The 24729-nt window shown below is 69.4% G+C and carries 29 protein-coding genes and 2 pseudogenes; 10 read left to right on the top strand and 21 right to left on the bottom strand.

The window, feature by feature from the left end:
- Positions 1–24 precede the first annotated feature (24 nt).
- On the top strand, positions 25–477 hold the full coding sequence (locus FHR82_RS25450) for a cupin domain-containing protein (RefSeq protein WP_184813002.1): 453 nt from the start codon (positions 25–27) through the stop codon (positions 475–477).
- A 32-nt stretch (positions 478–509) separates the two neighbouring features.
- Positions 510–722 carry a hypothetical protein gene (locus FHR82_RS25445; RefSeq protein ID WP_184813001.1) on the top strand — a complete coding sequence of 71 codons (213 nt, stop codon included), beginning with the start codon at positions 510–512 and terminating at the stop codon, positions 720–722.
- A gap of 125 nt (positions 723–847) precedes the next feature.
- Here the strand turns inward: FHR82_RS25445 and FHR82_RS25440 are convergent, their stop codons facing one another.
- Complete coding sequence (locus FHR82_RS25440; protein WP_311771268.1) at positions 848–1831, bottom strand: IS630 family transposase; 984 nt, start codon at positions 1829–1831, stop codon at positions 848–850.
- Between the two features lie 192 nt (positions 1832–2023).
- Positions 2024–2293 carry a hypothetical protein gene (locus tag FHR82_RS25435; protein ID WP_184813000.1) on the bottom strand — a complete coding sequence of 90 codons (270 nt, stop codon included), beginning with the start codon at positions 2291–2293 and terminating at the stop codon, positions 2024–2026.
- A 7-nt stretch (positions 2294–2300) separates the two neighbouring features.
- Here FHR82_RS25435 and FHR82_RS25430 point away from each other — a divergent pair, with 7 nt between their 5' ends.
- Positions 2301–2459: a hypothetical protein gene (locus tag FHR82_RS25430; RefSeq protein WP_184812999.1), complete on the top strand. Its 159-nt coding sequence runs from the start codon at positions 2301–2303 to the stop codon at positions 2457–2459.
- An 81-nt stretch (positions 2460–2540) separates the two neighbouring features.
- Here FHR82_RS25430 and FHR82_RS25425 read toward each other — a convergent pair whose 3' ends face one another.
- Positions 2541–3668 (bottom strand): MFS transporter, encoded by a 1128-nt coding sequence (locus tag FHR82_RS25425; protein ID WP_184812998.1) that lies wholly within the window; start codon positions 3666–3668, stop codon positions 2541–2543.
- A gap of 632 nt (positions 3669–4300) precedes the next feature.
- Positions 4301–4717: an SRPBCC family protein gene (locus FHR82_RS25420; RefSeq protein ID WP_184812997.1), complete on the bottom strand. Its 417-nt coding sequence runs from the start codon at positions 4715–4717 to the stop codon at positions 4301–4303.
- 433 nt (positions 4718–5150) lie between these two features.
- Between FHR82_RS25420 and FHR82_RS48060 the strand changes: the two are divergent.
- Positions 5151–5351 (top strand): annotated as a pseudogene (locus FHR82_RS48060) (PRC-barrel domain-containing protein); the annotation flags it as partial.
- 118 nt (positions 5352–5469) lie between these two features.
- Here FHR82_RS48060 and FHR82_RS25410 read toward each other — a convergent pair.
- Complete coding sequence (locus FHR82_RS25410) at positions 5470–6006, bottom strand: gluconokinase (protein WP_311771267.1); 537 nt, start codon at positions 6004–6006, stop codon at positions 5470–5472.
- 32 nt (positions 6007–6038) lie between these two features.
- Between FHR82_RS25410 and FHR82_RS25405 the strand changes: the two genes are divergently transcribed.
- A complete protein-coding gene (locus FHR82_RS25405; protein ID WP_184812996.1) occupies positions 6039–6746 on the top strand; it encodes a FadR/GntR family transcriptional regulator in 708 nt (235 codons plus the stop codon).
- Positions 6747–6758: 12 nt separating this feature from the next.
- Here FHR82_RS25405 and FHR82_RS25400 read toward each other — a convergent pair whose 3' ends face one another.
- On the bottom strand, positions 6759–8177 hold the full coding sequence (locus FHR82_RS25400) for a GntP family permease (protein WP_184812995.1): 1419 nt from the start codon (positions 8175–8177) through the stop codon (positions 6759–6761).
- Between the two features lie 779 nt (positions 8178–8956).
- Between FHR82_RS25400 and FHR82_RS25395 the strand changes: the two genes are divergently transcribed.
- The 3 genes from FHR82_RS25395 to FHR82_RS25385 are packed head-to-tail and all read left to right on the top strand — an operon-like array spanning position 8957 to position 10070.
- A complete protein-coding gene (locus FHR82_RS25395) occupies positions 8957–9232 on the top strand; it encodes a hypothetical protein (protein ID WP_184812994.1) in 276 nt (91 codons plus the stop codon).
- Positions 9189–9545, top strand: a complete 357-nt coding sequence (locus FHR82_RS25390) for a hypothetical protein (RefSeq protein ID WP_184812993.1) — start codon at positions 9189–9191, stop codon at positions 9543–9545. The genes FHR82_RS25395 and FHR82_RS25390 overlap by 44 nt, the downstream gene beginning before the upstream one ends.
- 39 nt (positions 9546–9584) lie before the next feature.
- The gene (locus FHR82_RS25385) at positions 9585–10070 is read left to right on the top strand and encodes a DUF7178 family protein (RefSeq protein ID WP_446471804.1); all 486 of its coding nucleotides are present in this window, start codon (positions 9585–9587) and stop codon (positions 10068–10070) included.
- 36 nt (positions 10071–10106) lie between these two features.
- Here FHR82_RS25385 and FHR82_RS25380 read toward each other — a convergent pair whose 3' ends face one another.
- From FHR82_RS25380 to FHR82_RS25335, 10 genes and pseudogenes are all read right to left on the bottom strand, one after another.
- A complete protein-coding gene (locus tag FHR82_RS25380) occupies positions 10107–11114 on the bottom strand; it encodes an NAD(P)/FAD-dependent oxidoreductase (RefSeq protein WP_184812991.1) in 1008 nt (335 codons plus the stop codon).
- 191 nt (positions 11115–11305) lie between these two features.
- Positions 11306–11679, bottom strand: a pseudogene (locus FHR82_RS25375) (transposase family protein); the annotation flags it as partial.
- A gap of 130 nt (positions 11680–11809) precedes the next feature.
- Positions 11810–12370 (bottom strand): zinc-ribbon domain-containing protein, encoded by a 561-nt coding sequence (locus FHR82_RS45285; RefSeq protein ID WP_221464231.1) that lies wholly within the window; start codon positions 12368–12370, stop codon positions 11810–11812.
- Between the two features lie 172 nt (positions 12371–12542).
- On the bottom strand, positions 12543–13019 hold the full coding sequence (locus FHR82_RS25365; protein WP_184812990.1) for a GNAT family N-acetyltransferase: 477 nt from the start codon (positions 13017–13019) through the stop codon (positions 12543–12545).
- A gap of 50 nt (positions 13020–13069) precedes the next feature.
- Entirely contained in the window at positions 13070–13579 is a 510-nt protein-coding gene (locus tag FHR82_RS25360) for a DUF4262 domain-containing protein (RefSeq protein WP_184812989.1), read from the bottom strand.
- Positions 13576–14220, bottom strand: coding sequence for a hypothetical protein (locus FHR82_RS25355; RefSeq protein WP_184812988.1), 645 nt, complete (start codon positions 14218–14220; stop codon positions 13576–13578). The genes FHR82_RS25360 and FHR82_RS25355 overlap by 4 nt, the downstream gene beginning before the upstream one ends.
- Positions 14213–14965, bottom strand: a complete 753-nt coding sequence (locus FHR82_RS25350; protein WP_184812987.1) for a YebC/PmpR family DNA-binding transcriptional regulator — start codon at positions 14963–14965, stop codon at positions 14213–14215. The genes FHR82_RS25355 and FHR82_RS25350 overlap by 8 nt, the downstream gene beginning before the upstream one ends.
- The gene (pdxT, locus tag FHR82_RS25345) at positions 14962–15603 is read right to left on the bottom strand and encodes a pyridoxal 5'-phosphate synthase glutaminase subunit PdxT (protein WP_184812986.1); all 642 of its coding nucleotides are present in this window, start codon (positions 15601–15603) and stop codon (positions 14962–14964) included. The genes FHR82_RS25350 and pdxT overlap by 4 nt, the downstream gene beginning before the upstream one ends.
- Positions 15604–15635: 32 nt before the next feature.
- Entirely contained in the window at positions 15636–15968 is a 333-nt protein-coding gene (locus FHR82_RS25340) for an AzlD domain-containing protein (RefSeq protein WP_184812985.1), read from the bottom strand.
- Positions 15965–16660, bottom strand: coding sequence for an AzlC family ABC transporter permease (locus FHR82_RS25335; protein WP_184812984.1), 696 nt, complete (start codon positions 16658–16660; stop codon positions 15965–15967). Before FHR82_RS25335 ends, FHR82_RS25340 begins: the two co-directional genes overlap by 4 nt.
- Positions 16661–16739: 79 nt before the next feature.
- On the opposite strand from FHR82_RS25335, the gene FHR82_RS25330 reads away from it, so the two are divergent.
- Positions 16740–17291, top strand: a complete 552-nt coding sequence (locus tag FHR82_RS25330; protein ID WP_184812983.1) for a helix-turn-helix domain-containing protein — start codon at positions 16740–16742, stop codon at positions 17289–17291.
- A gap of 140 nt (positions 17292–17431) precedes the next feature.
- On the opposite strand, the gene pdxS is transcribed toward FHR82_RS25330, so the two are convergent.
- The gene (pdxS, locus tag FHR82_RS25325) at positions 17432–18334 is read right to left on the bottom strand and encodes a pyridoxal 5'-phosphate synthase lyase subunit PdxS (protein WP_184812982.1); all 903 of its coding nucleotides are present in this window, start codon (positions 18332–18334) and stop codon (positions 17432–17434) included.
- A gap of 202 nt (positions 18335–18536) precedes the next feature.
- On the opposite strand from pdxS, the gene FHR82_RS25320 reads away from it, so the two are divergent.
- A complete protein-coding gene (locus FHR82_RS25320) occupies positions 18537–20672 on the top strand; it encodes an elongation factor G-like protein EF-G2 (RefSeq protein ID WP_184812981.1) in 2136 nt (711 codons plus the stop codon).
- Positions 20673–20764: 92 nt separating this feature from the next.
- Here the strand turns inward: FHR82_RS25320 and FHR82_RS25315 are convergent, their stop codons facing one another.
- Genes FHR82_RS25315 through pgsA form a run of 4 tightly spaced genes read right to left on the bottom strand, consistent with a single transcriptional unit; the run spans position 20765 to position 24439 of the window.
- Positions 20765–21772, bottom strand: a complete 1008-nt coding sequence (locus FHR82_RS25315) for an NUDIX hydrolase (RefSeq protein ID WP_311771266.1) — start codon at positions 21770–21772, stop codon at positions 20765–20767.
- Positions 21769–22926, bottom strand: coding sequence for a glycosyltransferase family 4 protein (locus FHR82_RS25310; RefSeq protein ID WP_184812980.1), 1158 nt, complete (start codon positions 22924–22926; stop codon positions 21769–21771). Before FHR82_RS25310 ends, FHR82_RS25315 begins: the two co-directional genes overlap by 4 nt.
- On the bottom strand, positions 22923–23831 hold the full coding sequence (locus FHR82_RS25305; protein ID WP_184812979.1) for a phosphatidylinositol mannoside acyltransferase: 909 nt from the start codon (positions 23829–23831) through the stop codon (positions 22923–22925). Before FHR82_RS25305 ends, FHR82_RS25310 begins: the two co-directional genes overlap by 4 nt.
- Positions 23828–24439, bottom strand: coding sequence for a phosphatidylinositol phosphate synthase (gene pgsA, locus FHR82_RS25300; protein WP_184813361.1), 612 nt, complete (start codon positions 24437–24439; stop codon positions 23828–23830). Before pgsA ends, FHR82_RS25305 begins: the two co-directional genes overlap by 4 nt.
- Positions 24440–24729: the final 290 nt, after the last annotated feature.

The following is a 24729-nucleotide window of genomic DNA, read 5'->3' as shown; positions in this document are numbered from 1 at the left end:
TCAGGGTGGAGCATGATCGTCGGTATGTCCACGCCCCAGGAGATCAGTTCGCTGCTCGGTCTCGAACCGCTGCCCATCGAAGGCGGTCAGTTCACCCAGAGCTGGCGGTCCGGCACCGTGTCCGCGATCTACTACCTGCTCGCCGCACCGGAGTTCTCCGCCGTGCACCGGCTCGACCGCACCGAGATCTTCACCTACCACGCGGGCGCACCGACGCGGATGCTGTTGCTGTCCCCCGACGGATCCGCGCGCACCGCCGTGCTCGGTGTGGACCTGGCGGCAGGACAACGGCCGCAGGTGGTCGTGCCACCGGGCACGTGGCAGGCGGCGGAAACGCTCGGCGCGTGGACGTTGATGGGGTGCGTGGTCGTGCCGCCGTACACGGACGACTGCGTCGAGTTCGGAAAGGCGGACGACCTGGCTGCGGAGTACCCCGACCACGCCGAAGCCATCCGACGGCTGTGCCGCGACGAATGATGTGTCCGCCAGCGATTGCCGGGGTCATGCCGATGCCCTGGCGAAACGATGGGATCAGCGAGTCCTGCCTGCGGAACTGGACGGCCCAGGCCAACACCGACGACAACGACGGCGGTCGGTTGACGAGCGCGGAGAAGAAGGAACTCGCCGAGCTGCGGAAGAAGAACCGGCAGCCAGAGATGAAGAACGAGATCCTCAAACGCGCTGCCGCCTACTTCGCATGGGAGAACGTTCTCCCAACGTAATCTACCCGCCGTGGCCGTCGTCCCCGAGGTCATCCGGGCGGTCGAGCACCACGACCCCGCGCTCATCCACAGTTCGGTCGCCAACTACCTGCTAGTGCGGTGTCCAGTTAGGTTGGCCGGGTTGGTCAGGCGGCTTGGGTGAGGAGCTGTCTGCCCCAGCGGATGCCTTTTTCGCTGCGGATGCGGGCGCGTTCGCGTCGTTGTGCGGCGAGCACGTCTGGATGTCGGGCGTTGGCGTTGCGCCAGCGCAGGTGCTCGTGCAGTGCGCGGGTCGCCACGGTGTGGTTGGGGTAGTTCGATCCGGCGATCACGAAGGTGCGTAGCGGTCCGAAGTGCGCTTCGATCGGGTTGGCCCAGGATGAGTAGGTCGGGGTGAAACACAGTTCGACCTTGTTGCGGGCTGCCCAGGTGCGGATCGTTTGGCCGCGGTGGGCGGAGAGGTTGTCCAGGATGATGTAGATCGGTGCCCCGTCCGGACGCGCAGCACGGATCGATTTCAGCGCGGTCAGGGTGTTCGCAGCTGACTTCTTTCTGCGGACCACGCCCCAGAGGGTGTCGTCGCCGACGGAGTAGCAGCCGTGGAACTGCCGGACTCCATGCAGCTTGTGATAGTTCGCCGGTAACCGGTCCGGGTGGCCCTTCCGAACCCACCCAGCTCCGAGATGAGGTCGGATCGTGAGTGGCCCGAACTCGTCGAAGGCGAACACTCGGTCCGGGAACCTGGTGGTCACGTGCTCGATCCGAGCGAGTTTGGCTTCCCGGTCCGGGTCGCTGGATTCCTTCCAGGTCTTGGTGCGCTGGAACGTGACCTCGTGTTTGTGCAGGAACTGGCGAAGTCGTTCGCGCCCGACCCGCACCACCCGGGAAGGGTTCTTGGCGAGGTAGGTGGCGAGTTTGCGCAGGCTCCAGCGGGTGAAGGGCTGATCGAGCTTCTCGGGTCGGGTGGTGGCCGTCGCGACGATGAACGCTTCGTCCTCAGGGCTGATCAGGCGGGGACGGCCACCCGCCCACTGAGGGTCCAGGCTGGCCAAGCCCGTGTCGTTGAACCGGTGGATCACACCCCGGACCGCGTCCTCGTCACCCTGAACCAGCCGCGCGATCGCCGGCACGTGTTCCCACCAGCCGAGGCAAGCACCACCATCGCCCGACGCAGCCGTACTGCTGAGCCGGTGCCTCTTCGGACGATCTGCTGCAGCCGCTGACCCTCGTGGTCGGTCAGTCTCCGCACTCGGACTGGATCTGCCATCCGGACAGCCTGACGCCACAACGACCACCAACCACGAACGCCGACCGGCGTGTCATCAAACCCGGCCAACGTTCATGGACAGAGCACTAGCCGAACTGGCCAGCGGGACACGAAGGTCGTGGTGTTCGCCGGGTATGAGTACCTCCACCGCTTCACCGGTGACGGTGATCTCCACGCGGAACTCCAGCGCATCGTCGCCGACCGGATTTCGGTGGATGCGAGAAGTATCTGTGCGTTCGGCGTTCTCCGGCTGGCTTCCAGATGCTTTGCTGTGGCGGCGCGAAGCCCAGTTCGGTGTGGGCTCCGGCATGTCCGAGGTGCTCATGTCACGGATGAGGTCGACCGTGTCCGAAGCGGAGTTCCGCGAAACGTGTTCGACGGTTGAGCCGCGGCTGCGCAACCGGGAAGAAATGGCGTACTACCGCCTCTGGAGCGACGCGCTCGACGAGGTCAGGACCACCGTACTCGGTCAGTCCCCGGTCATGTCCTGACACCAGGTACAGATGGTGCTTGAGCGTCCCCGAGTCGACGGGTGCGAGCAGCGCCCCGTGAAGGAAGAACCGGGGGCGGTGTCATCGGGCGGCGTTCTGGATGACGTCTCCGCGGGGCGCGAAGAACGCGGCCACGAGGACGACGGCAGCACCGCTCAGGAGGGTGGCGGTGAGGCCGATTGCGTCGGCGATGACACCGCCGAGCACCGGGCCGCAGAGGAGACCTATGGCTTGGGCGCCGACCGCCTTGGCCGACCCGACCGAGGGTTGCTCGGGGTAGAGCCGCGTGCCCCAGAGGACTGAGACGTTCACGAGCATGCTGTAGGCGGCGCCGAACGCAGCCGCGGCGATCAGTACGACTCCGACCTGGCTCGGCGCCAGTCCGATCGTCGCTTTGCCCGTTGCCTCCAGGAGCGCGCAGAGTACGAACGTCCGGGTGGCCCCCAGCCGCCGGATCACGTCGGCGGTGCCCATCGCCAGGACACTGGCGACACCGGTCACGCCGAGCAGCATGCGTCCTGCTGTCTGGTCGAGGCCGGCGTCGCGCACGGTGTCGACGGCGAAGGTCCAGAACGGGGCGCTGCCGAGCCCGACGAGCAGGGCGCCAACAAGCATGGGCGTGGCAGCGTTGCCAGGTCGTGACACACGGCGTCCGCCCGGCGGAGCGTCCGGCGCCGAGGGGTGCGCTGTTCGATCGCCGGCACGGTGGGGCGACAGGACGTATGCAGCGAACAGCGTGCTCATGGCGACGCAGGCGGCGAAGCCGAGGTAGGCGCTTCGCCACTCGTCGCCTGCCGCGATGGCGATCGGGGCGGCGACTGCCACGCCCCATCCGGTGCCACAGCTGATCGTCGCCAGCGTGCGGGCGCGGATCGTCGCGGGCAGCCGGTCAACGGCGTCGGCGAACGGAGGTTGTACGAGGCCCGCGCTCGCGCCCGCGGTCCCTACGCCCACAGCCAGGAGGACGGGATCATGAGCCATGGCGATGATGACCGTCCCTGCTGCTGCGAGCAGTCCGCCGACCACCACCGTCCCCCGTTGACCGATACGGACGACACACCGGCTGACCAGGGTCGTCGTGAGGACATAGGCAGCGTACGCAAGCGTTCCAATCGCCCCGAGCGTGGTCGGGGTGAGAACGAGATCGTCCTGGATATCGGGCAGCAGCAGGCCGTAGCCGTAGCGAGCCATGCCGAAAGCGGTGGCCACGACCGCCGATCCAGCGACCGCGAGCAGGACCGCCGACGGATGAGCCGAGGAGCCACGTTCGCCTGTGTCGTCACGTGAGTCCGCCCGACCCCGTCCGCCATCCTTCACCGGACCGATCCCGACGTGTGCCGGAGCGGCCACGCTGCCTCTGACGTGCGCAAGCAGCGATGGCTGAGTCGGCAGCCGTCGACCGGGGAGGGCCGACCAGCTGCCAGGCGCGCGGCAACCCACAGGAGCAGACGCCTGAGCGCTCGGTGCTCGGACTCGAACACGTTGTGGAGCCCGTCCGCCAGCGTCCTGATTCGCGCCGCGCGGGCGGCGTCGGCTGCTTGCGCGTCCACCTCGGTGAGTACAAGGGCCACGGTTCGACGATCCATCTCGACAATGCTGACCAACTCTTCCCTGAACCCGCGCGGCCACGCCTGCACGGAGATAAGCACGCCCGCCGTGGCCTCGCCGAGGCTCGAGCCGTTGCCTACCGCTGCACGTGGTGGTTCTAGCGCTGGGGGGATAGTCACTCGCAGTAGTTGACCAAGTCGGTTCACGTCATCTCCGTACCCCGTGAGGCTCTGCGCATACGTGGCGTTCCCGCGACATCTGGCACGTAATGAAGCACCTGCTGCGACGAATCGTCATTCGTCGCTCCGGACGCTGGCCCTGGTCCCCAGCTGGGCCATGTACCACTCGTGAAACGCCATCAATGGTCCCTCCACCAGCGGAGAGAGCGGTCCAGGCCGATCCAGGAAGGTCACCTCGACATCGGTGTGCCCACGTCGACCGGGAGTGATCGCGGTGGTCATGGCGTAGTCGCAGTTAGCGTGGGCCAACAAGAGGGTGGGTAGCGCGATCACGCGCAGGGAGCCGGTGTCAGTGCCGGTCAGGGTGCCCATCATCGGGCCTACCGTGCATCCGTCAAGGGTCTCGGTGACGTAGCCCTCGCGCAGCGGGACCCGCGCGATCCGGTACCCGTACATTCCGAGCTCGAAGTTCGACCGCAGAAACTCGGGATGGTTTTCGCAGTGATAGCACTCGCGACTGTTCTCCACCACCGTTTCCAGTTGGCTGCCACCCGGTACCGGTCACGTGCGGCGATTCGTGCGTTGGCCAGTCCGTGCGGGCGCAGTTGCGGGACGAGGGCTTGGGCGAAGGGCTCGCACGGCGGCGGGTCGGCGGCCAGGCAGATGAATACCAGGCCAGCGACTTCGCGAACCGCGACCGGGGTGAGCCGGTATTGCTCAGTGGGGAAGCACGGACCCATCTGCCGTGCAGCGCGTAGCCACCCGTCGAGCCGTACACCCATCGGTGGTAGGGGCAGACGAACGAGTGCGTGTTCCCACGTGGCGCCGAGACGATCCGCGATCCCCGAAGTGCGCAGACGTCGTGGTGGCGTAGAGCACTTCATCGCGCCCCCTCACAACGATCACCCGCTCGCGTCCAACGTCGACGGTGTAGTAAATCGCCAGCAGCACGTGCCTCGCAGCTGTGCCCAGCGAACTGCCACCCAGCAATGAAAATTCGCTCAAGCTCGGCGTCAAACACATCCAACTGGTCATCGATGAAGAGGAGCACCGGGTCCGTCTGCTGCAGATCGGCTCCGGCGGGTTTCTCGGCATGGGCAAGCAGAAAGTGCTCATCCCGGTGGACGCGGTGTCGAGCGTCGACGACGCGGTGCACATCGACAAGGATCGCGAGCACGTGGCCGGAGGTCCGGGCTACGACCCCGACCTGGTGATCCGACGTGACGTCGTCGCCGGGCTCTACGACTACTACGGAATGATCCCTACTGGAAGCTCCGGGCTGTTCAGCTCCGCGGTGTGTCCCGTCGGGCGGGGACGAGTGGCCGGACGAGGCGCACCGCCTGCCGGAGCAGTTCGTCGGCGGCCGGCGCGACGTCGAGCGCGGCGCCGTGCTCGTCCGGGTCGAGCGGCTCCAGGGTCTCGAACTGCGAGCGGAGCAACGCGGGCGGCATGAAGTGGTCGCGCCGTCGCATCCGCCGGTACAGGAGGTCCTTGCCGCCGTGCAGGTGAAGGAAGAAGGTGTCCGGCACCGGGCGGCGGAGCACGTCGCGGTAGGACCGTCTGAGGGCCGAGCAGGCGAGGACCGTGGACGTCGCCTCGGCCAGCCGGTCGGCCATCCACCGCGCGAGTTCCTCGAGCCAGGGCCAGCGGTCGTCGTCGGTCAGCGGCTCGCCGCTGGACATCTTCGCGATGTTCGCCGGGGGGTGGAACTCGTCGGCCTCGGCGATCCGCAGCCCGAACTCCTCGGCGAGGTGGTGGGCGACAGTGCTCTTGCCCGAACCGGCGACGCCCATCACGACGACATGGAAACTGGTGGTCACGGGGTGCTCCGTCCGTCGGTAGGCTGAGGAACATGGCGACGCTGCACGAGGAGGTCCTCGCCAAGCTCGGGCCGCTCATCATCTCCGGCTCCCTCACACCGGGATCGACGGTGAACCTGGAGTGGGTGCAGCAGGAGTTCAACGTGTCGCGCACCGTAGCCAGGGAGGTGGTCCAGGTGCTCGCCTCCATGCGGTTGGTCGCGAGCCGCCGGCGCACCGGGGTCACGGTGCTGTCGAAGGACCAGTGGGACAACTACGACCGCGCGGTGATCAGGTGGCGGTTGGCCGGGCCGGAGCGCGGTACGCAGCTGCACCAGCTCTCGCAGCTGCGTAGTGCGATCGAGCCCCCGGCCGCCGCGCTCGCCGCGCGGCACGCTGTCGATCGGCAGCGGGACCGGATCGTCGAGCTCGGCGCGGAGATGGAGGCGGCCGGTGCGGCGGGTGACCTCACGACGTTCCTTGAGCACGACATCGCCTACCACAGGCTGCTGCTGGATGCGTCGGGCAACGCCATGTTCGCCGGTCTCGCCGATGTCGTGGAGGAGGTCTTGCGCGGGCGTACGCGCCACCATCTGATGCCGGCCCGGCCCAAGGCAGAGGCCCGCCGGTTGCACCTCGTGGTGGCCGAGGCGGTCGCCGGCGGCGAGTCGGAGGTCGCCAGGGCCGCGATGACGGCGATCTGTGTCGAGGTGACCAACGAGATGGGTCAGGTGTCCGGGCGGGGTGACTCGGACACCTGACCCATACCGGGATCAGGTGACCAGCCACAGGCCGGAGGCGATGACGAACGCGGACAGGCCGAGCGTCGTCTCCATGACCGTCCAGGTCTTCAGCGTGGTCTTCTCGTCCATTCCGAACAGTCGGCTCACCAGCCAGAAGCCGGAGTCGTTGACGTGCGAGAGCACGGTGGCGCCCGCCGCGATGGCGACCACGAGCAGAGTCAGCTTGAAGTCGCTCAGGCCGGCGTCGGCTACCGTTGCCGCGATCAGCCCGCCGGTCGTGGTGAGCGCGACGGTGGCAGAGCCCTGTGCGACGCGGAGCAGGGTCGCGATGATGAACGCCTGCAGGATCAGGGAGATGCCGAGATCGGACAGGCTCCCGCTCAGTGCGTCGCCGATGCCGCTGAGCTCGAGCACACCGCCGAACATCCCGCCGGCGCCGGTGATCAGGATGATCGCGCACACCGGGCCGAGTGCCTGGTCGAGGATCTTGCTGACGGTCGCCATTGAGGCGTTGCGGCGGCCGAGGACCAGGATCGCGGCGATGACAGTGATCATCAGGGCGACGGGGGTTACGCCGACCAAGCTCAGGAACCCGACCCAGGCCTGCCCCTCGGCGAGCACGCCGCTGTCCACCAGCGTCGTGAGCACGGTGTTGAACGAGATCAGCACCAGCGGGATGAGCAGCAAGGTGAGGACGGTGCCAAAGGACGGCGTCCGCCGGGCGAGCGCGTCCGCACCGTCGCTTCCACTTTGGCCGTCACTGTCCTGGCCGTCCTCCACCTCACCGAAGATCACGTCCGGAACCGACACGGTGACCCTGGCGCCGAGGAATCGGCTGACCAGCATGACGCCGACATACCACGCCACGACCGCGATCGGAATGCCGACGAGCAGCGTGAGTCCGACGTTGGCGCCGATCAGGTTCGCCGCGGCGACAGGCCCGGGGTGCGGCGGGACGATCGCGTGCATCGCGGCGAACGCCCCCGCCGCAGGCAGCGCGTAGAAGAGCACGGACCCGCCGAAGCGCCGCGCCACGGTGAGGATGATCGGGACGAAGATGACGAGCCCGGCGTCGAAGAAGATCGGGAACCCGAACAGCAGGGACGCGACACCCAACGCCAGCGGGGCGCGTTTCTCGCCGAACCGGCCGATGAGCGTGTCCGCGAGTGTCTGCGCGCCGCCGGTCACCTCCAGCAACCGGCCGAGCATGACGCCGAACGCCACCAGCAGCGCCACCGAGCCGATCGTGTCGGCGAACCCGAACATCAACACGCCGGGGATGTCGGCGGGCGCGAACCCGACGACGATCGCCGTCAGCACGCTCACCAGAACCAGCGCGATGAAGGCGTGCAGCTTCACCTTCATGATCAGGAACAACAACACGGCTACGGCGCCGGCCGCCATCAGTAACAGCGTGAGGGTGCCGAACTGCGGTTCGATCGCTTCCACGACAACTCCGTTGTTTTCGTCGCCGGCCCGGCTCTCGGGCGTGTGGGCACACCTTGCCGCAAAGGTACTACCTTTGACAAGATAGTCGAGTCGAGTACCCACCGGGGCGATGACACCTCCGGCAGAGAAATGCTCCTCGTTCGAGGTATCGGTCGCGAGGTCGAGTCGCGCAGCGGAACGCGATGACGGCTGGGCCGGGGTTGTCCACGTGGCACACACATGCGGTCACTCCGCTGTGGACGCCGCCGCCACATCCGCGGCGCCTTCGCGCGACCGCTTGACGAACTGGCGATGACCACGTAAAGGCCACCGCGTGAACACCGCGCCCACAGGCTGGGAGGACACGCACGAAGCCTATGAGAGTGGCCTCGTCGCGATAGCCAAGCTCGCTGGCACCGACCCCAGCGGAGGAGATGGGTTTCGTGCGGATGCCGTTCGAACCGCGAGGCCCATAGTCCACGTCGGACAGCTCTGGGCGTTCGGTTCACGTCACTCGCCCTTTCCGCAACCTCGACCCGGTGGGTATCACCGGGATCGTTGGTCACCGGGCCGAACGTGCGGCAGGAGAACGCGGTCCCGGATAAGGAGGGTGTGCGCGATATCAGGAAGCGAGGGTGTGCGTGCACCGATCCTGGCTCATCGGGTCGGGTCGGGGAACCTGGTGGTGACCGAGGGACAGCTGCGAACACCAACTCGGCGAGAACGACCATCGGATGCCGATGACCCGTGGCGATGTGTATCGGGCACACCACCAGTTGCGGTTGCTGGGGTTGTCCGTGATGGCGATCGCGCGGCGCCGAAGCCGGTCCAAGCGGGTGGTCGAGGACTCGCTTCGGGTCGGGGACAGTGAGCTGGCCGCGACGGCCGCTGACAAGTACGACCTCACCATGGAGCAGGCGGCGGTGATCGCCGAGTTCGAGGACTACGGTGATCTGGACACCACCAAAGAGTTGATCCTCACCGCAGTGGAGAAGCCGACCAACTTCGCGGTGCTGGCACAGCGCAAACGGGATGACCGGGCCGAGGCAGAGCGTCTCCAGCAGGCCCGCCGGTGACGTCGTCACCGTGATCACCGGCTGGTTCACCGAGCTCGGGATCGATCCCGACGAACGCCCGGAGAGTGTGGGGCGGCGGTTGCGACTGGCGCTGCAGGAACGGACCGGTGGCGGGCTTGCCTCCTCGGTGTACGGGGTGCGCATCGGCACCGAGCACGACGATCCCGAAGCGTTCATCCGAACCGCGCTGCACGTCCTCACCCGCCAACTGGGTCCGTGCACCACCATCGAGCTGGTCCCCACGACCGTGACCTGTTCACACGGATCGAGCACCAAAATCGGCCCTGACTCGATGCCCCCAACCGGCAGCTGACCCGCTGCTGGGAGACAGGATGTCCATTGCGGACCATCCGTGGTTCCGGTCCTATCCCGTGCACTACCGCAACATCGTCCAGCACTGGGAGCTGCCGAAGTCCGCCGCGGCCTGCGCTGGTATATCAATGCTCACCGCGTGGCGGTCGCCATCGCTGGCGGTGACGCGCACTTGGGCGCAGGCATGATCGCGGTCCACTCACCACAGCAGGCGTGGGTCGCCAACCTGCTCATCGCCGCCACCGTCCTGCACGCCCGCACCGCGCTGGGAGGTCCGGGCCTTCGCCCACCTGATCGGACACGCCGGCAACCGAGTTGCGGATCGCGTCCCTGTCGTGATCGACCGACACGCGCTGTCGCTCCGCTACGCACCTTCCGCCGTCGTGACGGTTCCGAACACCACCCACACTACGACTACCTGGTCGACCTGTATCAGCACGCGGCCAACGAGATCTCCCGACGCCACGAGCCAGTTGTCGCCCACCATGTGCAGGCCGTGACCTGGCTGATCCGGCAGCTTCTCTGAACTACGAAATGATCGTGCTGTGCAGCTGGCGCGGGACTAGAATCGATCGGGGCGGCACCCCGACAACGCCGACTCGGCGATGCCGTCGACCAACTCCCGCGCGATGAGGCGGCCCACGGCCGGGGCAAGCGTGACCGCCGCGTGCATCACCGCCAGGTAGAGACCGGGTACCTCGGCGACCGGACCGACGATCGGCTCACCGTCGGCCGGCATGGGACGTGCTCCGCGTCGTGTGTTGAGCAACTCGACGCTCTCGGCGCCGCAGAAGGTGGACCGGACGGCGGCGAGGGTCCGTTCGGGCGAGTCTGCGGCGGCGATCAGTTGGCCCGCAGCGACCTGCCGGAGATCGAAGTCCTGGGTGTTGACCACGGTGCGGACCAGACCGGCCGGGGCGTGAAGCCGGAAGAGCGGGCACGACGACGGCTCGACCGGGACACGCACGCCGAGAGACGCGCCCAGCGCGGCCGTGGCAACACCGGCCGCCAACACCACAGTCGTACCAGATATGGGTCCTACGGCCGTCTCGATCCCGGCAACCTGGCCCGCTGCGTCCCGGCGGACCGCGGTGACCGCGGTGTCCAGATGTACCCGGGCGCCGTGGGCGCGGGCGCCGGCGACCAGCCGCTCGGTCACGCCCACCGGGTTGACGGCGCCGTCGCCGGGTGCCCATATGGCCCACTCGGGGGGCTGCCGAAGGTTGGGCTCGAGCGTCATCACGGCGGCCGTGTCCACGATCTCCTGCCCGGGCCCGGCCTCCGGTACGCCGCCCTCCGCGCGCCAGCTCAGAGAGCCGGACCAGATCACCGGGAGTCCCGGCAACTCGGCCTCAACGCGGAGGTACTCCTTCGTCGCGGTGGCCCGCAGCCCGGCCGCCGGACCGGTACGCATGCCAGACGCTGCGACCCAAGCGAACGAGTCCGCCGTCACGCCGGCGCCTGGCCGCCCGGCGTCGACCAACGTCACAGTGGCGCCCGCCCGGGAGGCGTGATAAGCCACCGACGCGCCGACGATGCCGGCTCCGACGACGATTACGTGCCTATCCACCGGTGCGCTCACCACGTTGACGACCTTACTGTCCGCAGCGCTCCGTCCGTGCGGCCTGATGGGGTCGACGCCCGTCGACCGACCGCAAACGGGATACAGAAGCGGACATTAGGCTTGTTCGTCGTGGCGTCGCAGGATGTTCGCGAGCAAGATCACGCTGTGTTCAACCGGTGATGGTGAGGTTGTGAAGGCACCTTCCAGTTCTTCAATACGGCCAGGGCGTGCTCGACACGAGCCCAAACCTTGCGGTGAACAGCGTTGAGGTCGTCTTTCCGGTCGGGCAGTTCGCTGCCGTCGCGGGTTTGCGGTAGGGCATGATCACGCCGGGGGTTGCCCTGGTGTCGGCCGTCGGCCATCACCGGCCGTCCGGCGAGGCGCTCGGCGATGCCGAATCCCGGTAGACGGCGCAGTCGTTGCGGTTGCCCGGCTGGGGGTCGCCGGTGGAGATCACGAGTCGGGTGTCTGCGTCGATGGCAACCTGCAGGTTGGTCGAGTAGCGGTAGTTCTTCGACCGCTCCGCGACCCGGTGATCTCGCGTCGGAACCAGGGTGCCATCGACGATCGCACCTGGTCCACACCCCTGCCAACGTCGGTGACCCCAGACGAAGACCTGCGGTCGAACACAGGAGAAGCAACGGGCCGCGAGGAACCCAGGTAGGCGAACCCGGTGCGGGACGACGGCTCGCAGGCGTGGGTCAGCGCGGGCCGTAGTGCCCCGGCGGCGGAGGCGGGTAGCCCTGCGGCGGGTACGGCGGCTGCCCGTGCGGCATGCCCATGCCGGGCCGAGGTCCCTGCGGTCCGTAACCCGGAGGCGGCGGACCCTGCGGCGGCATCCCCGGCCCCGGCATCCCATAGCCCATCCCAGGATGAGGCATCCCCGGCGGCGGCGTCCCCGGTCCCGGCATCCCCGGCGGCGGAGTTCCGGGCGGCATCCCCGGCCCGGCCATCGCGGGCATCCCCGGCGGTGGCATGCCCGGCGGTGGCATGCCCGGTCCCGGCATCCCGGGTGCCTGCATGCCCATACCGCCCGACGCGACCAGTTGCTGCGCCTGCGCTCCCGGGATCTTCTGCTCGTTCTCGCACGCGGTGCAGAACGTCGTGTGCTTCTTGTTGATGGGGAAGAGCGGGATCCAGAACAGCGTGAACTTCGTGGTCAGCTTGCGCAGCACGTGTTCTGCGTTGTTGCCGCACTGGCTGCACACCAGGTGGAGCACAGCCAGCACCTGGACGTACGTCTTCCAGCCATAGATGATCATCCGGGTCGCCTTCGTCGTCGGGCCGCGACGCGCTGAGGGTACGCGACGCCTCGCCCGCTCCTTGGACGTGTGGGGTCCGCACCGGTTCCCCTCGGTCCTGGAAATCCGGTCATAGCCCGAAATGTGCGGTCCGTCCGCACTGGAGTCCTAACAGGACAGTCGCTTGCGATGGTCAGGCAGCGCGGAGTTTCTCCAGCACCACCAACGCGACGCCGACCGCGTCGGTGGTGTTCGCGACGACCTCGTACCCCGCCCTGCGGTACAGGCGCAGGTTGTCCTCGCTCTCCGCACCGGTGATGAGCCAGAAGACGCGAACCTCGGCGGGCGCAGCCTCCTCGACCGCCGCCAGCAGTGCCCCGCCGATCCCCTGTCCCTGCAGGTCCGGCGCGACCGAGAACCGCGCGACCTCCATGCGGTCGCCGTCGATCCGGCCGCGGACCGAACCGGCGAGGCGGGTGCCCGTCCACGCGCCGATCGCCAGCACGCCCGCCATCAGGTCCGCCCGCAGTTCGTCGAGGGTCTCGGTGAGCGGCGGGATGCGCGGCGCGTCGTAGTGCTGTGCCTCGGTGACGTACGCGGCGCGCTGGACGGTCAGGACCTCACCGGCGTGTGCGGCGGCGAGCGGTCCGATGTGGATGGCCGAGGTCACGCCGGTATTGGACCACGCTCACCGGCCGTGGTACGGCATCGGGGGCTTCCTCAGGGGCCGTCGACGCCGGGGGTCCAGCTCTCCACGGCGTGGCTCCGGGTGAGCAGCGGCTGCCAGCGGTCGAAACCCTCCGGCGCCTCGGGTTCCCACGGCCACGCGTCGTCCGGGGTGGCGGTGATCAGCTGGATCGCGTCGAAGTCGCCGTCCGGGTGGAGGAGGAAGACGCTGCCGAAGTAGGTGAAGTAGTGACCCTTGCTGACCGTCTCGACGGTGACCAGCACACCTTCGAGGAGGTCGTCCCACACCGAGCCAGGGCGGAACTGCTCCCCCTCGCCCGCGCGGCGCACGTAGTTCCGCACGAGCAGCTCACCCGCGCCCTCCGGCAGGCCGATCGTCACCGCCTCCGGCACGTGGAACCGCCGCCACGCACCCACGGAGAACGTGTACGGCGCGTGTCGCTCGTCGCCGGGGACCTCCACGATCGCGGCGCCGTGCGCGTTGGACTGCGCGATGAAGTGATCCCGCAGCCGCCGCTCCTCCTCGCCCAACCCCGCGGTCATCCGTGCACCTCCGGTGCTACCTGGGCGACCTGCCACTGCAGGGCCTTCACCTTGGCGATCCCGTACAGCAGGTACCCGGTGGCGAGCGCCGCCAGCGCGAAGAACATGACCATGCCTCCGAACACGCTGCTGTCGGGGTCGAGGAAACCGCCGTAGAGCGGCGGCGTTGCCGCCATGAAGTACACGAGGTAGGCCAGCGGGAACACCAGCCACGACACCGGGTGCCACCAGCGCACGCGCGCCTGGCTGCGGCCGACCAGCACCCAGTCGGCGAGCACGACCAGCGGCGTGATGACGTGCTCGAACAGCGAGTAGGTGTCGTCGACGTCCCCGCCCATCAGCATCTGGTACGTGATCGCGACGAGCAGCAGCAGGACGCACACCGCGCCGCGCAGCCACGGCGACGCGGGCTCGTGCGTGCGGCCGCCGGTGAACAGCGGGTACAGCGCCAGCCCCAGGTACACCAGGCCCGTGAACAGGCTCGCCTGCTGGGACAGGGCGGGCCACGGGTCGGACATCATCGCGAAGGCCGCGCCGAAGCCGGTGAACGCACACGCCGCGACCACCAGCCGCCACGCGACGACGCCGGCGAGCACGCCGGCGTCGAGCCGTGGCGGCGGCGGTAAGTGCGGGTTATGCATCAACCTCGGCCATCACGTCGTCGGAAATGTCGAAGTTCGCATACACGTTCTGCACGTCGTCGCTGTCCTCGAGCGCGTCGATCAGGCGGAACACCTTGCGCGCGCCGTCGGCGTCGAGCGCGACGCTGACCGACGGCAGGAAGCTCGCCTCCGCCGACTCGTAGTCGTAGCCCGCGTCCTGCAGCGCCGTGCGCACCGCGACCAGGTCGGTGGCCTCGGACACGACCTCGAAGCTCTCGCCCAGGTCGTTGACCTCCTCGGCACCGGCTTCGAGGACGGCCATCAGCACGTCGTCCTCGGACAGCTCGTTCTTCGGCAGGAGCACGACGCCCTTGCGGTTGAACAGGTACGCCACCGAGCCCGGGTCGGCCATGTTGCCGCCGTTGCGGGTCATCGCGGTGCGGACCTCGCTCGCGGCGCGGTTGCGGTTGTCGGTGAGGCACTCGATCAGCACGGCGACGCCGTTGGGGCCGTAGCCCTCGTACATGATCGTCTGCCAGTCGGCGCCGCCCGCCTCCTCGCCACCGCCGCGCTTGCGGGCGCGCTCGATGTTGTCCTGCGGGACCGAGTTCTTCTTCGCCTTCTGGATGGCGTCGAACAGCGTCGGGTTGCCGTCGGGGTCACCCCCGCCGGTCCGCGCGGCGACCTCGATGTTCTTGATCAGCTTGGCGAAGAGCTTGCCCCGCTTGGCATCGAGTGCGGCCTTCTTGTGCTTGGTTGTGGCCCATTTTGAGTGGCCGCTCACGGTTTACCCTCCACCATTTCGACAAACAGCCTGTGTACGCGCGTATCCCCAGTCAGCTCCGGGTGGAACGCCGTGGCCAGCACGGATCCCTGCCGGACCGCGACGATCCTACCGGCGGCCACTTCACCACCAGGGACCTCCGGGTCGTCACTCACCCGGGCGAGCACCTCGACCTGCGGTGACGCGGACTCGACCCACGGTGCGCGGATGAACACCGCGTGCACCGGACCGCCGTCGCCGACGTCGCTGACACCCGTGAACTCGAGGTCCTCCTCGAACGAGTCGACCTGCCGCCCGAAGGCGTTGCGCCGGACGATCATGTCGAGCCCGCCGAGCTGGTGCTGGTCCTCGCGACCGTCGAGCACCTTGCTCGCGAGCAGGATCATGCCCGCGCACGACCCGTACGCGGGCATGCCCGCGGCGATGCGCTCGCGCAGCGGGGTCAGCAGTTCGAAGATGTCGAGCAGCCGGGACATGGTCGTCGACTCGCCGCCCGGCAGGACCAGACCGTCCACTTCGGACAGCTCGGCCGGCCTGCGGACAGCCGTCGCACGCGCGCCGCTCTCCTCGAGCGCGGCGAGGTGCTCGCGCACGTCTCCCTGCAGCGCGAGCACACCGATCAGCGGACCAGCGGACACCTGTTGACCTCCTGTGATTCCGTTCAGCTTACTTACGGCACGCCGAGCGCCCGCAGCCCGGCCGCGACCACGGCGGCCGCCACGACCACGACGACGAACGGCGCCTTGCGCCACGCCAGCACCCCGCCCGCCAGGACACCCGCGGGCAGCGCGATCCCGGCGAAGGATCCGGCGTCGGTCAGCGAGGACGTGGCGATGAGCGCGACCAGCAGCACGGTGGCGGCGGTGGACAGCACCTCGGCGAGCCGGGGCGGCAGCGCGGCCTCACCGCCGTGGGCCTTGGCCAGCCGGGCCCGCAGCAGCGGCCCGGCCAGCCGGAACGCGTAGGTACCGGCCGCGAGGACCAGGATCGCGGTGATCGTCATGCCGCCACCTCTTCGTTCTTCTTCGGCGCCGGGACCAGCACGACCAGTCCGGCCAGCGACAAGAGCACCGGCACCCCGGCCGGCAGGAACGGCGTCGTGGCCAGTGAGACCACCGCGCCGAGCAGCGCCACGTTGCGCGTCCTCGCGTTCTTCAGCGCGGGCAGCACCAGGGCCAGCAGCGCGGCGGGGAACGCCGCGTCCAGCCCGTAGGCGTCCGTGTCGCCGATGACCTGCCCGGCCGCCGCCCCGACGATCGTGCCGAGGTTCCACACGACGAACGCCGTCGTGCCGAGGAACCAGAACACCGCCCGTGCGCGGGCCGAGTCGTTCTTCTGCGCCATCGCGAACGCCACTGACTCGTCGATGAGCAGGTGCGAGCCGACGATCCGCGCGAGCGGGCGGCGGCCCATGATGTCGCCGAGGGCCAGCCCGAACGGCAGGTGCCGGGCGTTGAGCAGCAGCGCGCCCGCCACGGCGGCGACCAGCCCGCCGCCCGCGGCCACGACGCCGACCACCATGAACTGCGAGCCACCCGCGAAGACCAGCACGGACAGCGCGCTCGGTATCCACCAGTCCATGCCGCTCGCCACGGCGATCGCACCGAACGACACGCCGACGACCGCGATCGCACCGGCCATGGCCAGCGTGTCCCGTTGGAGGGAGGGAGTGAGTGTTCGCCAGATCGAACGCATGTCTTCTAGAATGAACACCGAACGAACCGTTCGTCAAGGCGAACGATCGGTCTTACATACCGAACACGGGAGACTACCCATGGCACAGGCGCCACTGGAGGCCATCGCGTCCTCGCTGCGCCGCGAGCGGGAACGCGCCGGTCTGTCGCTGTCCGAGCTGGCGAAACGGGCGGGCATCGCCAAGTCCACGCTGTCGCAGCTGGAGTCCGGGAACGGCAACCCGAGCGTGGAGACCCTGTGGGCGCTTGGCGTCGCGCTCGACGTGCCGTTCAGCAGGCTCGTCGAACCCGCGCGCCCGACGGTCCAGGTCATCCGCGCGGGCGAGGGCCCTGCCGTGTTCTCCGAGCGGGCCGACTACATCGCGACGGTCCTGTCCGCGTGCCCGCCCAACGCACGCCGCGACATCTACCTGATCTCCGCCGAGCCGGGTTCGGTCCGCACGTCCGAGCCGCACATGCCCGGCGTGGTCGAGCACGTCGTGCTCTGCGCCGGCCGAGCACGGCTCGGACTCACCGACGACCCGGTGGAGGTCGGCCCGGGTGACTACGTGGCCTACCCGGGCGACCTCCCGCACGTCTTCGAGGCGCTCGAACCCGGCACCTTCTCGGTGATGGTGTCCGAGCACACGTGACATTGCCTCGCTCCGCTCGGCGCTCGCAGGCCTTGACCCGGTATCTTCCCTCCCTGCGCTGCTCGGCGAGGTCGCTTCGCTCCCGGCGCCTCCGCTGCTCGCTCAGTCCAGACACCGGCGGCCCGCTCGGGAGCGGGGGGCTACCAGCCGCGGTCGGCGAGCCGGTGCGGCTCCGGCACGTCCTCGACGTTGATGCCGACCATGGCCTCGCCGAGGCCACGCGACACCTTCGCGATCACGTCGGGGTCGTCGTGGAACGCGGTCGCCTTCACGATCGCCTCCGCGCGCTTGGCCGGGTCGCCCGACTTGAAGATGCCGGAGCCGACGAACACGCCCTCTGCGCCGAGCTGCATCATCATCGCCGCGTCGGCCGGGGTCGCGATGCCGCCCGCGGTGAACAGCACCACCGGCAGCTTGCCGAGCTGCGCCACCTCCTTGACCAGCTCGTACGGCGCCTGCAGTTCCTTGGCGGCGACGAACAGCTCGTCCTCGGGCAGCGACGTCAGCCGCTTGATCTCGCCGCGGATCTTGCGCATGTGGGTGGTCGCGTTGGACACGTCGCCCGTGCCCGCCTCGCCCTTGGAGCGGATCATGGCGGCGCCCTCGGTGATCCGGCGCAGCGCCTCGCCCAGGTTCGTCGCACCGCACACGAACGGCACGGTGAACTGCCACTTGTCGATGTGGTTGGCGTAGTCGGCCGGGGTGAGCACCTCGGACTCGTCGATGTAGTCGACACCCAGCGACTGCAGGACCCGCGCCTCGACGAAGTGGCCGATGCGGGCCTTGGCCATCACCGGGATGGAGACGGTGTTGATGATCCCGTCGATCAGGTCGGGGTCGCTCATGCGGGCCACGCCGCCCTGCGCGCGGATGTCCGCGGGCACGCGCTCGAGCGCCATCACGGCGACCGCACCCGCGTCCTCGGCGATCTTCGCCTGCTCGGCGGTGACCACGTCCATGATCACGCCGCCCTTGAGCATCTCCGCCATGCCTCGCTTGACACGCGCCGTGCCCGTCTCCGGAGTGGTCGAAACCTCGGTCACCTGACTGTCCTTCCTATGTGGATTCACCGACCAGTCTAGGCGCGATGTGGCCTCTACCAGCGTGCCAATTCGGAGGTATCTCGCCAGGCCACTTCACTGGTTGGGGTTGTCCGACCTGGTAAACAGGTGTGAGATCGAGCACATAACGAACACTCCAAGCTCCGGCTGACAGCGCGGTCAGTGGTGGAAAGGGTGAGTGGCAATGGCCAGTAAGAATTCCGACAACGGCAGCGGCGGAGCCGCGGTCGCTGTAGGCGACCCGGCCAAAGTGCGGAACATCGTTCTCGTCGGGCCGTCCGGCTCCGGGAAGACCACTCTCACAGAAGCCCTGCTCACCGCCGCCGGTGTGATCAGCAGGGCGGGCTCGGTCACCGACGGCACCACCGTCTGCGACCACGATCCGGCGGCGCAGCGCCAGCAGCGTTCGGTCGGGTTGTCCGTCGCCCCGCTGGTGCACAACGACGTCAAGATCAACCTGATCGACACCCCCGGGTACGCGGACTTCGTCGGCGAGGTGCGGGCCGGCCTGCGCGCCGCGGACGCCGCGCTGTTCGTCGTGTGCGCGGCCGAGGGCGTGGACCCCGCGACCATCGCACTGTGGGAGGAGTGCGCCGCGGTCGGCATGCCGAGGGCCGTGGTCGTCGCACGGCTGGACCACCAGCGCGCCGACGCCCCCGCTGAGATCCGGGCCTGCCAGGAGGCCTTCGGCGCGGGTGTGCTGCCGCTCTACCTCCCGGCGGCGGGCAAACCGGGCCTGCTGGGCCTCATCACCCGCCGCTTCTTCGACTACTCGAACGGCTTCCCGCCCACGATCGGCGAGCCGGACGAGGCCGACCTCGCGCGGATCGACGCGGCGCGCGACGAACTCATCGAGGGCATCATCGCCGAGAGCGAGGACGAGACCCTCATGGAGCGCTACCTCGAAGGCGAGGACATCGAGACCGAAACCCTCGTCGGCGACCTCGAGACCGCCGTCGCGCGTGGCTCGTTCCACCCCGTGATCCCCGTGTGTGCGACCAGCGGCGTCGGCCTCGCCGAGCTGCTGGAAGCGCTGACCGGCGCGTTCCCGTCCCCACTGGAACACGCCGTGCCGGACGTGACCGACGTCCACGGCGGCAACGTCGGCACCGGCGGCGGGCACATCTCCGCCGACCCCGACGGACCGCTGGTGGCCGAGGTCGTGCGCACCGCCATCGACTCCTACGTCGGGCGCGTGTCACTCGTCCGGGTGTTCTCCGGGACGCTGCGGCCGGAGCGGCCGGTGCACATCTCCGGGCACGGCATGGCCGACCGCGGCCACGAGGACCACGACGTCGACGAGCGCGTCGCACACATCTACTCGCCGCTCGGCTCGAACCTGCGCGAGGTCAGCCACTGCGTCGCGGGCGACATCTGCGCGCTGACCAAGCTCGGTTCGGCGGAAACCGGCGACACCGTGTCGAGCCCCGACGAGCCGCTGCTGATGCGGCCGTGGACGATGCCGGAACCGCTGCTGCCGGTGGCGATCGTCGCGAAGACCCGCAGCGACGAGGACACGTTGTCCCGCAACCTGTCCCGGCTCGTCGCCGGTGACCCGACGCTGCGGCTGGAACGCAACGCCGAGACCCACCAGCTCGTGCTGTGGTGCATGGGCGAGGCACACGCCGACGTGGTGCTGGCCCGGCTGCGGGCAGGCGGCGCCGACGTCGACACCGAACCGGTGAAGGTCTCGCTGCGCGAGACGTTCGCGGCCAAGGCACGCGGGCACGGGCGGCACGTCAAGCAGTCCGGCGGGCACGGCCAGTACGCCGTGTGCGACATCGAGGTCGAGCCGCTGCCGGTCGGGTCCGGGTTCGAGTTCGCCGACAAGGTCGTGGGCGGGGCCGTGCCGTCGCAGTTCATCGGGTCGGTCGAGAAGGGCGTGCGGGCGCAGCTGGAGAAAGGACTGCAGGCCGGCCACCCGGTGGTCGACCTGCGCGTGACCCTGTTCGACGGCAAGGCGCACAGCGTCGACTCCTCCGACGCGGCGTTCCAGATGGCAGGGTCGCTCGCGTTGAAGGACGCGGCGGCGAACGGCCGCGTCTCGTTGCTGGAGCCGGTCGACGAGGTGGCGGTGCGGCTGCCGGACGAGCACCTCGGCACCGTGCTGGGCGACCTGTCGTCCCGGCGCGGCCGCGTGCTCGGCACGGAGGCCGACGGGACCCCGGGCTACAGCGTGGTGCGCGCCGAGGTGCCCGCGACGTCGTTGCTGCGGTACGCGATCGACCTGCGTTCCATCACGTCCGGCTCGGCCACGTTCACGCGCACCTTCTCCCGGTACGACCCGCTGCCCGAGTCACTCGCCGCCCAGCTCACGTAGGACCGCCGCACTGAAGGACCCCTTCATCACGCCCACCGTCACGAAGGGGTCCTTCAGCACGTCCGACTGGACGAAGGGGTCCTTCAGCACGCTCAGCGGACCGTGCGCACGGTGCCGTCCCACTGCGTCGTCAGCACGCCCGGCAGCAGCGACGGCAGCTGCACCGGGTACACGGTCTCCTCGGTGGCGCGCAGTTCCTCGACCGTCCACCACTTGTGCCCGTCGACGGTGCGAGCCTCCAGCTCGGTGAACCCGGACGTGTCGACCCGCACCTCGTCGTCGCCGCCGGCGAGGTCGGCCACGAAGAACCACTCCTCGCCGTCGTAGGTGCGGCCGTCGAAGCTGAACGCGACCCGCCGCCGCCACACCGGGCCGACGAGCGCGTCGTCGGACAGCTTCACGCCGGTCTCCTCGGCCATCTCCCGCAGCGCGGCCGACCGCAGGTCCTCCCCCGGCTCGACGCCGCCGCCGACGGTGAACCAGAACCGCGCGTCGGGGCGGATCGGGTCGTGGCCCTTGAACAGCAGCACCCTGCGCTCGGCGTCGAGCAGCAGCACCCGCGCCGACGGGCGGGGCAGCGGCGCACCGTCCGGCTCACTGGACAGGGTCGGCTCGACGATCTCGAAGTACTCCGGCTGCTTGGCCGTCCCGGCGAGCTTCAGCCACCGCACCAGCCTGCGCCGCCGTTGCGTCAAGGTGTCGCGGACCGCGTCGTTGTGCACGCGGCGGGCGATGATCACGCGGTGCTCGGCGTCCAGCAGCTCGGCCGCAAGCGCCAACGGCAGCTTGGCCCGGTCGACCGCCGCGAGCTGCAGCGACAACCGGTTCTCGGCCTCCTCGCGCTCCTCGCGCGGAGTGCGCTCGGCACGTTCTGCCTCGGCACGCAACCGGTCCGCGCCCACGTCGTCGAGCCGGATCGCCGCCGCGGCCGCACGGGCCACCACCGCCCGCCGCGCCAGGGCCGCGTCCAGCGCCGCCCACGCCGCGTCGGTGCGCACATGCAGCCGGTCCAGCCGGTTCGCGGTGGTGGCCAGCCACAGACCCAGCACCATGGCGACGAGAACGACAACGACGACAAGCGTGACGACCAACGCTGTCACGACACCTCACCAGACTCGAGACCGGCATCTGACTCGACGATCCGCCGCGGGTCGGCGGCGATCGCCTGCTCGTAGACCCGCAGCACCTGACCGGACAGCACCGTCCAGTCGAACGCCGTCACCCGCCTGCGTGCCATCGCCCGTAACGACGCCCGCCGCTGCGGAGACACCAGCATCCCGCGCAGCGCTTCGGCGAGACCGACCGGGTCGCCGACGGGGAACAGTGCGCCCGACCGCCCGTCGTCAAGCACCCGCCGGAACGCGTCGAGGTCACTGCCGACCACCGCCGCACCCGCCGACATCGCCTCCGTGAGGATCATGCCGAAGCTCTCGCCGCCGGTGTTCGGCGCGCAGTACACGTCGACGCTGCGCAGCGCCCGCGCCTTCACCACGTCGTCGGCCTGCCCCAGCAGCACGAGCCGGTCCGCCAGCTCCTCGCCCGCCTGGCGGCGCAGTTCGTCCTGGTCACCGCCGCCCACCACCAGCAGCCGCAGCTCCGGGAACTCCGGCGCGAGGATCTTCATGGCGGACAACAGGACCGGCATGCCCTTGCGCGGCTCGGTGAACCGGCCGACGAACCCGATCGTGCCGCCCTCACGGGGGTAGCCGGTCAGTGGCTCGGCCGAGGAGAAGAACTCGACGTCCACACCGTTGGGGATCTCGACGGCGTCCCCGCCGAGGTGCTCGACCTGCACGCGGCGGGCGAGCGCGGACACGGCGATCCGCGCGGTGATCTTCTCCAGGAACGGCCGCAGCACCGGCTGGAACGCGGAGAGGGTGCGGGACCGCGAGGTGGAGGTGTGGAAGGTCGCGACGATCGGGCCGTCGGCGATCATCAGCGCCAGCAGCGACAGGCTCGGTGTCGTCGGCTCGTGCAGGTGCAGCACGTCGAAGTCGTGCTCGCGGATCCAGCGGCGCACCCGCCGGTAGGACACGGGCCCGAACGACAGCCGCGCCACCGAGCCGTTGTAGGGGATGCCGACCGAACGGCCCGCGGAACGCACGAAGTCCGGCAGCGGGGTGTCCTCGTCGGCCGGGGCGAGCACCTCGACCTGGTGGCCGCGCTTGCGCAGCGCCTTCGCCAGGTCGAGCACGTGGGACTGCACCCCTCCGGGTACCTCGAAGGAGTACGGGCACACGATGCCGATCTTCATCGCGATCCCTGCAGCGCCTTCCGCCGGTCGTCGTCGAGATCGGCCAGCCAGAGCTTCTGCATCATGTGCCAGTCGGCGGGGTGGTTGGCGATGTCGGCGGCGAACCCGTCGGCCATGCGCTGTGTCGCCGGGCCCACGTCCTCCCGGCCGTGCACGTGGATCGGCGTGTGGAACCGCAGGCCCCAGCCGTCCTCGGTGAACGTGTTGTCGGCGACCAGGAGCTCAGCACCGGTGGCCGCGGCGAGCCGGGCGGGGCCGGCGGGCATCCTGGTCTCCTCGCCGAAGAAGGTGACCGGGATCCCCCGCTTCGACAGGTCCCGGTCGGCGACCAGGCACACGATCTTGTTGGCGCGCAGCCGTTCGATCAGCAGCCGGTACGCGCCGCCCTCGCTGGGCAGGATCTCGAACCCGAGCGACTCGCGGTAGCCGGCGAACCGCTGGTAGAGCGACTCCGGCTTGAGCCGTTCGGCGACCGTGGTGAACGAGCCCTGGTAACCGACCAGCCAGATGCCGGACACGTCGAAGTTGCCGGTGTGCGGCAGGGTCATGATCGCGCCTTTGCCGCGCTCAAGGGCCGCTGTCAACAACGGCAGGCCGACGACCGCGTCCTGCACCTGCCGGTAGATCTTCTTGTGGTCCATCCCGGGGAGGCGGAAGGTCTCCTTCCAGTACCTCGCGTACGACCGCAGTCCTGCGCGGACGAGCTCGTCCAGCTCCGCGGGCCCGGCCTGGGGCACCACCCGCGCGTAGTTGCGGCGCAGCTGCTGGGTGCCCGGCCCGTTCCGCCGCGCGCCGAAGTCGGCAGCGGCCCGGAACAACCCGTTCGCCATCGGCTCCGGCATCCCCCGCACGACGCCCCACCCGGTGGCATACACGAGGTCGGATAACCGCTGCGCCACACTCATGTCGCCTCCGCTGCCGCCGACTGCCGCACCGCGACCAGCCGCTGCCCCACCGTGATGACCGAACCGGCCACGAGCAGCCACAGTGCCACGTCGACCGCGTAGGGCACACCGAGCCCCGTGAGACCGGTGCCGACCAGCGCGATGATCAGCCGTTCCGCCCGCTCGACGAGCCCGACGTTCGCCGACAGCCCGGAGGCCTCGGCCCGCGCCTTGATGTAGGAGATGACCTGGCCCAGCACCAGGCAGATCAGCGCGGCCGCGCCGAGCGGCCTGCTCTCGGCCACCTCGAACGCGTACCACGCGATGGCCGCCAGCAGCGCGCCGTCCGCGATCCGGTCGCACACCGAGTCGAGCACCCCGCCGAACTTCGTGCCGCCGCCCAGCGCCCGCGCCATCGCGCCGTCGAGGAGGTCGAGCATGACGAAACCCCACACGGCGAACGTGCCAGCCAGCAGGTGCCCGGCCGGGAAGAGCCAGAGCGCGGACCCGACCGCGCCCACCGTGCCGATCAGCGTCATCCCGTTCGGCGTGAGCCCGACCCGCACCAGCGCGGCACCGATCGGATCGGTGACGCGCGAGACCGACGCTCTGGCGAAGATGTTCAGCATGGGGGCGGCGAGCCTCACGAACGGGCGACGATGGGGTGGCCCTGGCAGCCTACTGTGTTCAATGGCCTCGCTCCGCTCGGCGTGGGCGGCCCCTCAAGCCGGCGTCTTCCCTCCCTGCGCTGCTCACTCACTCGTGACCGAGATCCCTGCGCTGCTCACTCAGTCCAGACACCGGACGGGCCCACCCACAGTTCGATGGCCTCGCTCCGCTCGGCGTGGGCGGCCCCTCAAGCCGGCGTCTTCCCTCCCTGCGCTGCTCACTCACTCGTGACCGAGATCCCTGCGCTGCT

This window comes from Actinophytocola algeriensis (genome assembly GCF_014203735.1).
Taxonomy (GTDB): Bacteria; Actinomycetota; Actinomycetes; order Mycobacteriales; family Pseudonocardiaceae; genus Actinophytocola; species Actinophytocola algeriensis.
The sequence above is the reverse complement of the archived record's forward strand: the minus strand, read 5'-3'. Positions and strand labels throughout refer to the sequence as shown.